The organism is Nostoc sp. UHCC 0252 (assembly GCF_034931145.1).
Classification (GTDB): domain Bacteria; phylum Cyanobacteriota; class Cyanobacteriia; order Cyanobacteriales; family Nostocaceae; genus Nostoc.
The window spans coordinates 166,417-179,126 of the sequence record NZ_JAYGHE010000004.1 but is presented as its reverse complement, the minus strand read 5'-3'; the positions used below and the strand labels follow the sequence as shown (position 1 = coordinate 179,126).

The following is a 12,710-nucleotide window of genomic DNA, read 5'->3' as shown; positions in this document are numbered from 1 at the left end:
GACTAATCACTAATGACGAATAACGAATGAGTAGAACCTACAAAGCGACCGGAATTAATCTTAAAACCCAGGTTTTGGGAGAATCAGATAAAATAGTGACGATTTTGACACCAGAATTTGGTCTGATTCGAGCAGTGGCTCCAGGGGCACGTAAGCACAACTCCAGCTTGGGTGGCAGGAGTGGTATGTTCGTTGTGAATGAACTATTGATCGCCAAGGGGCGATCGCTTGATAAAATTACTCAAGCACAGACGTTAAAAACTTATCCTGGTTTAGCTAAAGATTTGGGAAAATTGGCTGCTAGCCAATATTTAGCAGAAATAGTCCTCTCTCAGGCTTTGAGCGAACAACCCCAAGAAGAACTTTATGAGTTGTTCAATGAACATCTCCATCGCTTGGAGTCCTTATCTAGTGCAAATGCATCTAGTGTTTTGGCTCATCTAGCTCATGGGGTCTTTCACCTTTTAGCCTTAGCAGGAGTAACACCGCAAGTGCAAGGATGCTGCTTATCTGGGCGCTCTCTCAAGCCAGACTTTACAGACCCCAAATGGCAAGTAGGATTTAGTATCCCTGCGGGTGGAACAGTTTGCTTAGAAACTAGAGAACGTCTACTAAGAGAGAGGGAAGGAGCAAGGCGGGGAGAGGGGGAAACTAATAACCAATACCCTATGCCTCATACCCAAACAATTGTTGTGCATCGACAAGAAATACCTGTGATTTCTAGCCGTCTGGGTGCTATGGAACTGGCTTTGCTTCAACATTTGTCACAACCAGAGATAATGCAAATTGATGGTGCTAGAGATCGTAACTGGTTATCTGTTGAGCAGATTTTGCGCCAGTATGCTCAGTATCAATTAGGTCGCCCTATTCGTTCTGCTACTTTGATCGATTCTTATTTTGCTGCCAACCAACCATGATGCAACCATCTGATTTGGATAAAAAAATCCTGCCCTTGTCACCAAGCCTGGTTAAAAAACAGAATAGGATATCAGATCCTACAGTCAGGAATCACTTGAGTGCTGTTTCAAAGTGTACACCTAGTCAAATCGATAGCCAAGAAATGTCCCCGAAAGACGTTTCTAAAAGCGATCAAAGTAGGACACCAAAAACTGCTGTTCCCAATCCATCAGAAACACAATCTGAGGACAAGTTAACTACTGCTGAGGTAGATAGCAACGGCAATCGCAATGGCCATTTGCCAGTAGCCACTATTCCAGAAAAAGAATCACCCAAATTAGATGGATCTGGTTCAGGTGGAGAAGCTGTTTCGGGTAATGTAACACAGCAAGGGTTTTTGCCTGTATTAAAAAACCCTAATTTCCTAGCTCTTTGGGGCGGTCAAGTTTTCTCTCAACTAGCTGATAAAGTTTATTTGGTGCTGATGATCGCTTTGATTAATACTCAGTTTCAAGCAAGTAATCAGAGTATTAGTGGTTGGGTATCAGTTTTGATGATGGCTTTTACAATCCCAGCCGTATTGTTTGGTTCCGTTGCTGGTGTGTTTGTCGATCGCTGGTCGAAAAAGGCTGTACTAGTGGCAACGAATATTTGGCGCGGCATCCTGGTTTTGTCAATTCCTTTTCTGATGTGGTTGACTCATGACTGGAAACCCATAGGAGTTTTGCCAGTTGGCTTTTTGATCATTCTGGGTGTGACTTTTTTAGTTTCCACGCTGACGCAGTTTTTTGCACCGGCAGAACAGGCTGCAATTCCCTTAATAGTAGAAGAACAGCATTTACTCTCAGCTAATTCACTTTATACAACAACGATGATGGCATCGGTGATTGTTGGGTTTGCTGTCGGGGAACCGTTGTTAGCGATCGCAGATGGACTTTGGTCGCAAATGGGTGGTAGCGGTAGTTTGGGCAAAGAACTTTTAGTAGGTGGTAGTTATGCGATCGCTGGACTAATTTTATTCTTCTTGGCAACTAAAGAAAAACACCACCACCCCGATACAGAATTCCCTCACGTATTCTCTGACTTGCGAGATGGTTTTGCCTACCTCAGAGCAAATCATCGCGTCCGCAATGCTTTGCTTCAACTGATTATCTTGTTTTCTGTCTTTGCAGCATTAACTGTTTTAGCAGTTCGGATGGCAGAAATAATTCCCAACATGAAAGCCTCCCAATTTGGCTTTTTACTAGCAGCTGGTGGTGTTGGCATCGCTGCTGGAGCAACAATTCTCGGTCAATTTGGTCAACGCTTCTCCTATACGCAGTTAAGCTTATGTGGTTGTATAGGCATGACAGGATCATTGATTGGTCTATCAGTATTTACAACTCAATTATGGCTAGTCTTGTTACTAGTGGCTTCATTAGGTATCTTTGGGGCGCTGGTAGGAATTCCCATGCAAACCGCAATCCAAACAGAAACACCTCCAGAAATGCGTGGTAAAGTCTTTGGTTTACAGAACAATGTAATTAATATTGCTCTCTCTTTACCTTTGGCATTAGCAGGTGTAGCAGAAACCTTTGTGGGATTACAGGCAGTTTTTTTGGGACTAGCAGCGATCGTCTTTTTAGGAGGTATCTTAACCTGGTATAACTCACACAAGTAGTTATCAGCTAATAGTAGCTATTATTCATTACTTTGAAGTAATTAATATTTACTTAAAGATTTTCTGTTCATGGTAAACTGTGGTCAGTGAAAATTTATCACATACTTGCGGGATATCAATCTGACATTAGTCAGAGTAAGTTGTTGAAATATCAGAAATAAACAACTTATAAGTAAAAGAAATAAAACCATAAATCCACTGGTTTCATCAGCTTAAAATAGGCTGTTAGAACCAGATTTTGGTGGTAATATCTAATTATTAAAAGACCAGCAAGTATAACTAGATAAAATTAAAATCACAAAGGACACAGATAGATCAAACTCGCTTTTCTTACAGCTAAATAAAGAATGCGTATAGCCTGGATTGGAAAAAAATCACCCTTTTGCGGCAATGTCACCTACAGTCGAGAAATTACAAATGCCTTGTTAGATAGGGGACATCAAGTTAGCTTTCTTCACTTTGCCCAAGAAGACTCTGAACCTGACAATTGGCCAAATCTTCGAGAGGTTTCCCTCCCTTTTATTTATAAGTCCCAGGTTTACACAATCCCCACTTTTAAAGCGACCAAACTTTTAACGGAGTCGCTGCGAGAAATCAAGCCAGATATAGTCCATGCTTCCTTGACGTTATCTCCTCTAGACTTTTTTCTACCGGAAATCTGTGAGGAACTGAGGTTGCCTTTAATTGCCACTTTTCACACGCCGTTTGCTGGAAAGGGGGCAAAGCTGGTATCGGGAACACAGCTTTTGGCTTATCAGCTCTATGCACCTTTTTTAGTTAACTACGATCGCGTGATTGTATTTTCCCAAATTCAGCGAGAATTATTAGCAGGGATGGGCGTGAGGGAAGAGAATATTGCTGTAATTCCTAACGGTGTTGATACCGTCAAGTATTCTCCAGGGTTTTCTCAAGTCAAAACAGAATTTAAAGCTGAACGCCTGTTTGTCTATCAGGGCCGAATAGCACCAGAGAAAAATGTCGAAGCCCTCCTCCGGGCTTGGAAGCAGTCGGCAATGGGGCCAGGTACTAAGTTGCTAATTGTTGGCGACGGCCCTTTAAAGCCTTCTTTAGAGCAATTTTATGGTTCAGAGTACGGCATTATCTGGTTGGGATTTATCGCTGATGAAGACCGACGGATCGAAATTTTGCGGGGCGCAGATGTATTTATTTTGCCTTCATTGGTAGAGGGTTTGTCCCTATCTCTGTTAGAAGGAATGTCATGTGGGTTGGCTTGTTTAGCAACAGATGTGGGTGCAGATGGAGAAGTATTGGAAAAGGGCGCAGGTATAGTTATTAATACTAAAACAGCGCGATCGCAACTAAGAACCCTCTTGCCAGTGTTGCAAGACCATCCAGAGTTAACAACCTTACTGGGGCAAAAAGCCAGACAGCGTGTATTAGACCGCTATACCCTCAGTAAAAATATTACTTTGCTGGAAGAACTTTATAAAGAAGTTTTAGCACAGCGACCTGTACCACTAAGTCGTAGAGCTTAGACGAAGGGAAAAAGTGCGATCGCACTGTAAATCTTAAGATGGCTATGAGTGCGATCGGGCAAAATACAGATACCTGACTAAGAATTCTCTTACCCGTTTTACAAGGCTATCTAGAGTTAACGAAATGAAGTACGATGCAAGTCAGATAAAGGTGAAAAATATCCCTGACTTAGAGCAGTTAGAACATGGAAAGTGCTGCCGAACATACGTTTATTGCTTCACAAATCCGTTGCCCGAACAAAACGTTATTGACCAAATTGCAAATAGTTTAGAGAAGAGATTCACCCTTTCAAAGGAAGTATATGAGATTCCTGAAGATGTTGAAATTTGTGCATCTATTTTCATCGAGCGTTTACAAGATAAGGAAGCCAGAGTTCGTGTTTTGACGGATCAACCAGAAGAAGATTGGGTTTACATCTTTGGGATATACAGTCTGCCACGCAAAATTGAGGAAAGGTTTGGAATTGTACAGTCGATTCAGGGGGAACAGCGAGAGACTTGGATTACTGACAGATGGTAGGGTAAAACTTTTGCTTGATTGTTCTTCTGGGAGTCGCTGGATATCTTCTGACTTAACTTATCAGTGCTGTGTATCTTTTTTTTTCTGGGCAATTATCGGCAAAAATTAAGAAATTAGTTAACATGAAATAATAAATAATAGTAAATTAGAGCTACAAAATCAAAAAATGACTGCAATCATCGACATAAAAACATTATATGAATCCAATTACCTGCAATGGTTAGAGGAGACTATTAAATGTCTCAAAAATCGACAATTAGCAGACATTGACTATGAAAACTTAATAGAAGAATTGGAAGATTTGGCTAAGAATGAAAAAAGGCGAGTAAGAAGTTTATTAGAACAAATTATTAGACATTTATTACTTTATCAATATTGGGATTTAGAAAAGCCAAGAAATGCTAATCATTGGGCAGCAGAAATTATTAGTTTTCGTAATCAAACAAATGAAGATTTAAGCGCCAATATACGCAAACATTTAGAGGATAATTTCAGCAGAATTTATAGCAATGCCTTAGATTATGTTAAGGCTAAAACAAATTTAACCAATTTACCCGAATTATGTCCTTATACCCTAGAGCAAATTTTAGATAAAAATTGGTTGCCTTAATCTTAAGTTTTTATTCTTCACGCTAAACATATTCATATTTTAACTCAGCAACACCAAAAAATTAAGTCACTACAATTTGTCATATTCTTCTGGTTCTACCTTAGGCACCTTATTCAAAACTTGCTGAAATTTTTCCCAACTACCGCTTTTGGCTTTTTCTTCCAAATAGTCTTTGGTCATCCATGCGGAAACTTGTGCAGATAAGGCAATAGTTGCAAGTTGTTCAATAGAAATATTTTCTCTGGCTGCTAAAGCTTCAATTTGTTTATATAAAGATTCGGGTAGCTGTACATTTAAGTTAGTCATGGGATTTCTCCTACTATTTGCAAGAATTCTTTGGGTGAAACTACTCTCAGTCCGAATTTTTGGGCTGCTTGTAAATCTTTTTGATTGTAAGTGATGATAAAGTCGGCTTGGCATTCAACAGCTAAATCGATGAGAAAATCATCATCAGGATCGCGTGCTACTGGCCGCCATAAATAGAAAATGCTACATTTATTGGCGATTTTACAAATAGCTTCAATAACGTTGTCAATATCTTTATCGCTCAATCCAAGCTGCTCTTTTTCTCGTTTGAGAATTTCTTCATACTCGAAGACTAAGGTGGTAGAGACATTTAACTGCCAACGTCTATCATTCAGAATTGTTAATAGTTTGTAAGATGCACCACGGTTAGATCGTAAACCAGTAAGCAGTACATTAGTATCAAGTACAAGTTGGTACGGATTTGTCATTATTTCGCTATTAGTAGCATTTTTTCCGTAGTGACGAGCTTATGGTCTACCTATCAATCAATTAATTTTTGAATTATCTATTAAAGACCATCCCAAAGTAGTTGGCTGTTCATAAACCCGCTTTAGAGTATTTATATCTCTAGGAGAAATAGGTGACGGGTTACGAACTTGTGAAAAGTATAAAGCATCAGTTTGTAGCGGACTATGACCCCAAATTCCCAGTGCATGACCAAATTCGTGGCGGGCTGCTGCAATGAGATACTCACCTGTTTGACTGGGACTTAGCAAGATGGTGAAGCGGTGGGATAAAACTTTGTTGCTGGTGTATAACTCGTAAGTAGTTTGTGCCGATCGCGCACGGGTTATATTACTACCAGGCGAAATTTGTAGAGGTGGCGCTTTTCGGACAATCCTAATATCAGCAACTTCTGGCTGTTCGACTATTGTTAAAGGTAAATAATTACTCCACTCTTGTACACCCTGTAATACAGCGTTAACCCATGCTTGAGCTTGTTTTTCGCTAACGGCTTTTGGTGGTTCTACGTAAACTCTTACAGGAAATTGTGACCAGATTAAATAACCAACTTGAGTTGTTGTGACTTGGGAAAAGTAGTCACCACTATTAGTATTATCTTGCCACTGTGCAAGTGTAGGCGGTAAGGGATGGGGTTTTGGGGGAGATGAAGTAGAGAGAGAAATTTTTAAGTCTGAATATACATATTTTGGTATTATTGTAAACCCATAACTCGAATGAAGATTAATACGAACGATAAACAGCCCTGTGCCAATAAATAAGGCAAGAGCTGTAATTAACCGTTGTGAGATTAAAGTTATTAGGATGTTAAGTATTTGGTGTTGGGTTTTTTTCCCCATTTACCTATCCTTATTTAGGTAGCCAACCAGCACTTAAAACTACTGTTAAACCGAGAAAAATTACTGTCAATGCCCAAGTAATTCGATTTAAGGTGTTTTCTGCACTTTTGGTGCTGCTAAATAGCTGGGCTTGTCCACCGATGGCTCCAATGCCATCACCTTTGGGGCTATGTAATAAAACTAAGATAATCAAACCAGTGGCGGAAAATGCCCAAATGCCTTGCACGATATTAGTAACTGTCATGGTGGAATCTCATTTATAACAAGTTTTAAAAAACAGGAGTCAGAATTCTAAATTCAAAAGTTAGGAGTTCACTAAAAACTCCTAACTCAGAACTCAGCAATCTTTTACAGCCCTACTTGCACGGGAGTGCGAGTACGTTGTAGCTCATAATCTGCTGTTTTCAGCAGCGATCGCCCGGTCATTTCTGGTGGCTGAGGCAGCTGTAAAATCTCTAGAATTGTGGGGGCAATGTCGGATAGCTTGCCATCGCTTCGCAGTTCGACATTTGTACCATATCCAGGGATTTTGACTTTCTCTCCTTCCACCAAGATGAAGGGGACTGGGTTAGTAGTATGAGCTGTCCAGGGATTACCCCCATGATCTAGCATATACTCAGCGTTGCCATGATCGGCAGTAATAATTGTTGTACCGCCGGCTTTGATAACGCTCTCTAACAAGCGACCTAAACAGCGATCGACTGTTTCAACTGCTGTAATGGTAGCGTCGATTTGACCAGTATGCCCTACCATGTCTGGGTTGGCATAGTTAATCACAACTAAGGAATATGTACCTTTTTGAACCGCAGCGATCGCAACATCTGTAACTGCTACTGCTGACATCGCTGGGGCATGATCGTAAGTCGCTACCATTGGGCTACTTACCAGTTCCCGATCTTCTCCAGCAAAAGGTTCCTCCAGACCCCCATTAAAGAAATAGGTGACATGGGCATATTTTTCTGTTTCGGCGGTGCGGAACTGATTTAGACTGTGATTGGCTATGACTTCTCCCAGAATATTACTGAGATTCTGCGGCTCAAAGGCTACAGCCACGGGTAAGTCTGAATCATACTGTGTAAACGTGACAAAAGACAGTGGTGTGATTTGCTGTCTTTCAAAACCGTTAAATGTGGAACTGACCAAAGCTTGAGTCAGTTGTCTGGAGCGATCGGGGCGGAAGTTAAAAAATATCACTCCATCCCCTGGTTCTATTGCGCCGGGTGCAATTCGGATGGGGTTGACAAATTCATCTTTTACCCCTTCGGCGTAAGATGCTTGCAAGATTTCCACGGCGTTGCGATTATCACCTGAACCATCTTGAGTCATCACGTCATAGGCACGTTTGACCCGATCCCAACGGTGATCGCGATCCATCGCGTAGTAGCGACCGCTAAGGGTGACTATGCGCCCAATTCCTGTGCGGTCTATATAATTTTGCAGCATTGTGATTGCTCTTACACCGTCAGTTGGGGCGGTGTCACGACCATCGGTAATGGCGTGAATACAAACTTCTGGAATTCTCTGGTCTTTGGCTAAGTCAAGTAGTCCGAATAGATGGGTGATATGAGAATGTACCCCTCCCTCAGAACAAAGCCCGATTAGATGCAGCTTACTATTCCGAGAGCGAACTTCCTGGCAGATTTTGACGAGTGCTGGGTTTAAGGCAATAGAACCGTCTTCGACCGCATCGGAGATGCGTACCAGTTCTTGCGGTACAACTCGCCCAGCACCAATGTTCAAATGACCTACTTCCGAGTTGCCCATTTGACCTTCTGGCAACCCTACGGCTTTTCCTGATGTGCGGATGAGGGTATGCGGGTAAGCTGCCCATAAACTTTCCACAATGGGAGTTTTAGCAGCAACAATAGCGTTTCCTCGCTTCTCCTCGCAGTAGCCCCATCCGTCTAAAATGACTAGCACCACAGGAGCAACAGGTGCTTTGGTCATAGTAAAATTGCCCTTTACTTTTTGTAATATCCGAATGATACCACTGCTAATCCACGCCGCAAGTGAATTTTTGCTTATTAATTTATTTTATGAGAGACTTAACAGTTTTTTGAATGATTTTTTAAACTTTAGCAATTTTTATGTAACGTCGGTTATTGCTAATAACAAATAATTACTTAGTAGTAGCATTTTAGCACTACTACTAAGTCTGTACTCGATCTCTTATTTCTTTTTACTGGAAGCTTTTGCAGCTTTTTTAGCAGCTTTTTCAGCAGCGATCGCAGCTAACTTTGCTTGTTCTTTTTCTTCGGCAATTTTCTGGAGATAGTAATGATAGTCTCCTAAGTAAACGCGGAATTCACCATCACGAATTTCGACGATTTTGTTAGCTACTTGAGAAATAAAGTAGCGGTCATGGGAAACTACAATTGCCGTACCATCATAGTTTTTAAGCGCTTCTTCCAGCATTTCTTTCGCCGGAATGTCTAGGTGGTTTGTCGGCTCATCTAGAATTAGTAAGTTCGCGGGACGTAAGAGCATTTTTGCCAACGCCAAACGAGCTTTTTCTCCTCCACTTAATGCCCCAACTGCCTTAAATACAGTATCACCAGTAAATAAGAAGCGTCCCAAAAGCGTGCGAACTTCTTGATTATCCCAGTCTGGAACTTCATCATGGATAGTTTCCATGACAGTTTTCTTCAAGTCCAAAGCTTCAGCTTGATTTTGCTCAAAGTAACCGGGAATAACGTTGTGATCCCCTAATTGAACAATACCTTCTGTGGGTGGTTCCATACCCATAATTACGCGCAGCAGGGTAGATTTTCCAGCACCGTTGGGGCCAAGAAAAGCAATGCGATCGCCCCTTTCAATTAGCAGATTTGCTGATAAAAATAGGATTTTCTCACCATAAAGATGAGTTAAATCTTTAATTTCGACTACTTCGCGTCCACTGCGGGGTGCAGGGGGAAAACGGAAGTGGAGAGTTCTCATACCACCAACGGGTGCTTCAATGCGCTCGATTTTGTCGAGTTGCTTTTCCCGGCTTTTTGCCTGGGTACTGCGGGTAGCACTGGCGCGAAATCTATCAACAAAGGTTTGCTGTTTCTCTAATTCTTTCTGCTGGCGTTCGTAAGCACTCAGTTGTGCTGATTGACTTTCGGCTTTTTGTTCCAAATATGCCGAGTAGTTACCAAGGTAGCTAGCAGAAACGCCACGTTCAGTTTCCACAATTTGGGTGCAGAGGCGGTCAAGAAACTCCCGGTCATGGGAGACTATTACCATCGGCGTAATCAGCCCTCTGAGGTAATTTTCCAACCACTCAATGGTTTCTAAATCTAGGTGGTTAGTCGGTTCATCCAGCAGCAACAAGTCGGGTTTTTGCAGCAGAATTTTACCCAAACTCATCCGCATTTGCCAACCACCACTGAAGGCACTGACGAGGCGATCGCCATCTTCTAGCCCAAACCCCATCTCTGGTAAAATTTTCCCGATGCGTGCATCTAAGTTGTAGCCATCCAAGGCTTCAAATTTGCGCTGCAAGCGATCCAACTTGTCGATCAGTCGATCCAGTTCCTCTGGGTTAGCCGTTTCCATCTCTTGTGGGATGTGCGCCAGAGATAACTGTACTTCGTTGGCTTCTTGGAAGACAGTCCAAAATTCTTCTCTAACGGTGCGGCTGGGGTCTACTTCAAACTCTTGGTTGAGGTAGGCTATATGTAAGCTATTAGGACGGATAATTTCGCCTGCGGTGGGTTCAATTTCCCCAGAAATGATCTTTAACTGGGTGGATTTCCCAGCACCGTTGACACCGACTAAGCCAATGCGATCGCCTGGTTTAACTTCCCAGTTGATATCTTTGAGAACTTCGCCTGTGGGATAAATTTTACTTATATGTTCTAGTCGCAGCATTAAGTTTCTCTCAGGTAGGGAGTGGGTGGTTGAGGACGAAGTACTAACACCGCCTCTAATATTAACAAAAATTAACTATAAATTCGTCGTGATCAAGTTTGGAAGCCGCAAACCAAATTTGGCTTAAGCCACGGATAAAATTTACCACATCTATCTTAAGGCTGGCTTTGTGTTACTTGTCTAACTTCTTCGACACTGAAATCAAATGCCTCAGCCACTTGTTCTACTGTCACCCCCAATTTTAATAAGGTGGGTATTAATTTTAATTTGGCTATACGCTCCCCTATTTGGATGCCATCATGATAGAGTTTCGCGTTTTGAACTTGGTTTATAGTTAAACCTAATCCCTCCGCAACTTGCTCAATAGTTAACGCTAAATCTAATAGACGAGGTACTGATTGCCGTAAACCTTCCAAACGCCCTTCTTCAAATGCTTCTTGATAAACTTTTGTATCTTTGAAACTCATAGTTCCTATGTTGTAGTCCACCAATTCCTCTACTCCTTGATCAGAAGAATCCTACTGCGCGGCTTGTCTGATTTGTTCGACACTCAAATCTAGCGCCTGTGCTACTTGTTCTACAGTCAACCCGGCTGCCAACATTGCTGGTACTGCTCTGAGTTTACCTTGCTCAATGCCTTGAACCTTACCTTGTTCAATGCCTTGAACCTTACCTTGTTCAACACCCTCCTGAAAGGCTTCCTGATAAAATCTGGTTTGCTTTAACTCGCTTAATCCAAACATTTCCTCCATCTCCTCCCTACTCATTGCAGGAAATTTGTAAGCCAAAATAGTCTCTATAAATTGTAATAATTGCTGCTGTTTTGGTGGTGAACTTATTTCTGACTTAGTTCTGTCTATCAACTCCCTTGCTTGGACAATTGCTATATCGTCGGTTGCAATTACTAATTTAGCAGTTGCAATGCCAATTGGAAGCGATGCACCTTCACCTAATTCATCCAAATAAATGCGCCTGACGCGCCCACTTGTGAAAAACTCACGGTAATGTTTGATATTGCCTGTATCTACATTCCTATTTGGGTATAAAACCACAGCACCCCAATCATTTAACGGTTGATTTTGACGGAGGTATAAACATATTTCTGCAATTAGCCGTGAATAAATTTCCCCATCAGCTTGAAATTGTACTTCTACAAAGTAAATCGGGTTCTCGCTTCCTTGTGTCGGTAGAAATACACCATCAATTCTGAAGGCTGTTTGTTTGATTTCAACTGATGAAAATTGATAAAGGCTAGCTTCTTCTGGAGGATTACCAATAAGTTCAAAGAAGATATCAGGGAATTCTTGAAACAGCCGATAAAAGATGATGTCTGTTTTCACAATTTTATCTGAGTTGAAGATTTTGATTTGCTATTTATGTGTTGCTTGATTCTTCAGAACCATCTCGCACTTTCAGCAATTGCTCTTTTGCCATCCCTAATATACGTGATAATGGCGCTAACAAAGTATCATCAAATGCTTCTCCAGCATAAATATTATTTAGTTCGGTGGGAGATAATTTAAAGGTGTCGCAGAATTTAGCAAACTCCTGATTGCTCAAGTCAAGCTCTTTTTGCCTATCTTGAAGTAAAACTGCGATCGCTCTAGTTCCATGCTTTGGACGTTCACTAGTTTTCACATATTTTTCCATTAAATAATTGACTTTTCTGGTATCGCCGCCAATTTTTTTAATTAAATCAGTACAAGCCATTTTTAGCGCTTTCCTTAAAACTTCTTCTTCATTTAAAACTTTAATAATTTCACTGGCATATTCTGGTTTAAAAAATCCCACTAAATTCCCTTGATGATAAACTGGTATATAAGGATTATTCGTTTCAAGTTGCCAATCTAAAGGCTCATTGCGTAGCGACATAGCTGCACCCCTAAATATTTTAAGATTGCACTATTTTAAAACCATTTATTCCTTAGCTGCCAGTAAAATACCCTAGCACTGGCGATTGAAATCGTAGCTATATAGATAAAACCTATCTCCGGGGGTTTCAACTTGCTGGAATCCACGCAGATGGACTTAGTTTGTGCAGCCGTTATGTATTTCTACCAGAACC

General features: G+C 41.3%; 14 protein-coding genes. 5 read left to right on the top strand and 9 right to left on the bottom strand.

Annotation, left to right across the window (positions count from 1 at the left end; all coding sequences use genetic code 11):
- Positions 1-26 precede the first annotated feature (26 nt).
- The 5 genes from recO to VB732_RS04270 all read left to right on the top strand — a co-directional run bounded on the left by recO (position 27) and on the right by VB732_RS04270 (position 5,183).
- The gene (gene recO / locus VB732_RS04290) at positions 27-917 is read left to right on the top strand and encodes a DNA repair protein RecO (RefSeq protein ID WP_416235727.1); all 891 of its coding nucleotides are present in this window, start codon (positions 27-29) and stop codon (positions 915-917) included.
- A complete protein-coding gene (locus VB732_RS04285) occupies positions 917-2,557 on the top strand; it encodes an MFS transporter (protein ID WP_323229645.1) in 1,641 nt (546 codons plus the stop codon). Before recO ends, VB732_RS04285 begins: the two co-directional genes overlap by 1 nt.
- Before the next feature lie 347 nt (positions 2,558-2,904).
- Positions 2,905-4,053 carry a glycosyltransferase family 4 protein gene (locus VB732_RS04280; protein ID WP_323229587.1) on the top strand — a complete coding sequence of 383 codons (1,149 nt, stop codon included), beginning with the start codon at positions 2,905-2,907 and terminating at the stop codon, positions 4,051-4,053.
- A 124-nt stretch (positions 4,054-4,177) separates the two neighbouring features.
- On the top strand, positions 4,178-4,573 hold the full coding sequence (locus VB732_RS04275) for a hypothetical protein (protein ID WP_323229585.1): 396 nt from the start codon (positions 4,178-4,180) through the stop codon (positions 4,571-4,573).
- Between the two features lie 166 nt (positions 4,574-4,739).
- On the top strand, positions 4,740-5,183 hold the full coding sequence (locus VB732_RS04270; RefSeq protein ID WP_323229584.1) for a DUF29 domain-containing protein: 444 nt from the start codon (positions 4,740-4,742) through the stop codon (positions 5,181-5,183).
- A gap of 69 nt (positions 5,184-5,252) precedes the next feature.
- Here VB732_RS04270 and VB732_RS04265 read toward each other — a convergent pair whose 3' ends face one another.
- The 9 genes from VB732_RS04265 to VB732_RS04225 form a co-directional block, all read right to left on the bottom strand.
- Positions 5,253-5,489, bottom strand: coding sequence for a hypothetical protein (locus VB732_RS04265; RefSeq protein WP_323229583.1), 237 nt, complete (start codon positions 5,487-5,489; stop codon positions 5,253-5,255).
- A complete protein-coding gene (locus VB732_RS04260) occupies positions 5,486-5,917 on the bottom strand; it encodes a putative toxin-antitoxin system toxin component, PIN family (protein ID WP_323229581.1) in 432 nt (143 codons plus the stop codon). The genes VB732_RS04265 and VB732_RS04260 overlap by 4 nt, the downstream gene beginning before the upstream one ends.
- Positions 5,918-5,974: 57 nt before the next feature.
- Positions 5,975-6,790: a peptidase gene (locus tag VB732_RS04255; protein ID WP_323229579.1), complete on the bottom strand. Its 816-nt coding sequence runs from the start codon at positions 6,788-6,790 to the stop codon at positions 5,975-5,977.
- A 10-nt stretch (positions 6,791-6,800) separates the two neighbouring features.
- Positions 6,801-7,034: a preprotein translocase subunit SecG gene (secG, locus tag VB732_RS04250; RefSeq protein ID WP_094328436.1), complete on the bottom strand. Its 234-nt coding sequence runs from the start codon at positions 7,032-7,034 to the stop codon at positions 6,801-6,803.
- Positions 7,035-7,138: 104 nt separating this feature from the next.
- Positions 7,139-8,737, bottom strand: coding sequence for a 2,3-bisphosphoglycerate-independent phosphoglycerate mutase (gene gpmI / locus VB732_RS04245; RefSeq protein ID WP_323229578.1), 1,599 nt, complete (start codon positions 8,735-8,737; stop codon positions 7,139-7,141).
- 222 nt (positions 8,738-8,959) lie between these two features.
- Positions 8,960-10,645, bottom strand: a complete 1,686-nt coding sequence (locus VB732_RS04240; RefSeq protein ID WP_323229577.1) for an ABC-F family ATP-binding cassette domain-containing protein — start codon at positions 10,643-10,645, stop codon at positions 8,960-8,962.
- 155 nt (positions 10,646-10,800) lie between these two features.
- Entirely contained in the window at positions 10,801-11,112 is a 312-nt protein-coding gene (locus VB732_RS04235) for a hypothetical protein (protein WP_323229576.1), read from the bottom strand.
- A 51-nt stretch (positions 11,113-11,163) separates the two neighbouring features.
- Complete coding sequence (locus VB732_RS04230; RefSeq protein ID WP_323229575.1) at positions 11,164-11,985, bottom strand: Rpn family recombination-promoting nuclease/putative transposase; 822 nt, start codon at positions 11,983-11,985, stop codon at positions 11,164-11,166.
- 34 nt (positions 11,986-12,019) lie between these two features.
- A complete protein-coding gene (locus VB732_RS04225; RefSeq protein WP_323229574.1) occupies positions 12,020-12,517 on the bottom strand; it encodes a hypothetical protein in 498 nt (165 codons plus the stop codon).
- Positions 12,518-12,710 lie beyond the last annotated feature (193 nt).

Bases quoted from the DNA above. Each gene is read 5' to 3' on its own strand.
- VB732_RS04255 (WP_323229579.1), bottom strand. From the start codon at position 6,790: ATGGGGAAAAAAACCCAACACCAAATACTTAACATCCTAATAACTTTA.
- VB732_RS04235 (WP_323229576.1), bottom strand. From the start codon at position 11,112: ATGAGTTTCAAAGATACAAAAGTTTATCAAGAAGCATTTGAAGAAGGG.
- VB732_RS04270 (WP_323229584.1), top strand. From the start codon at position 4,740: ATGACTGCAATCATCGACATAAAAACATTATATGAATCCAATTACCTG.
- secG (WP_094328436.1), bottom strand. From the start codon at position 7,034: ATGACAGTTACTAATATCGTGCAAGGCATTTGGGCATTTTCCGCCACT.
- VB732_RS04225 (WP_323229574.1), bottom strand. From the start codon at position 12,517: ATGTCGCTACGCAATGAGCCTTTAGATTGGCAACTTGAAACGAATAAT.
- recO (WP_416235727.1), top strand. From the start codon at position 27: ATGAGTAGAACCTACAAAGCGACCGGAATTAATCTTAAAACCCAGGTT.
- VB732_RS04240 (WP_323229577.1), bottom strand. From the start codon at position 10,645: ATGCTGCGACTAGAACATATAAGTAAAATTTATCCCACAGGCGAAGTT.
- VB732_RS04275 (WP_323229585.1), top strand. From the start codon at position 4,178: ATGAAGTACGATGCAAGTCAGATAAAGGTGAAAAATATCCCTGACTTA.
- VB732_RS04265 (WP_323229583.1), bottom strand. From the start codon at position 5,489: ATGACTAACTTAAATGTACAGCTACCCGAATCTTTATATAAACAAATT.
- VB732_RS04280 (WP_323229587.1), top strand. From the start codon at position 2,905: ATGCGTATAGCCTGGATTGGAAAAAAATCACCCTTTTGCGGCAATGTC.
- gpmI (WP_323229578.1), bottom strand. From the start codon at position 8,737: ATGACCAAAGCACCTGTTGCTCCTGTGGTGCTAGTCATTTTAGACGGA.
- VB732_RS04260 (WP_323229581.1), bottom strand. From the start codon at position 5,917: ATGACAAATCCGTACCAACTTGTACTTGATACTAATGTACTGCTTACT.
- VB732_RS04285 (WP_323229645.1), top strand. From the start codon at position 917: ATGCAACCATCTGATTTGGATAAAAAAATCCTGCCCTTGTCACCAAGC.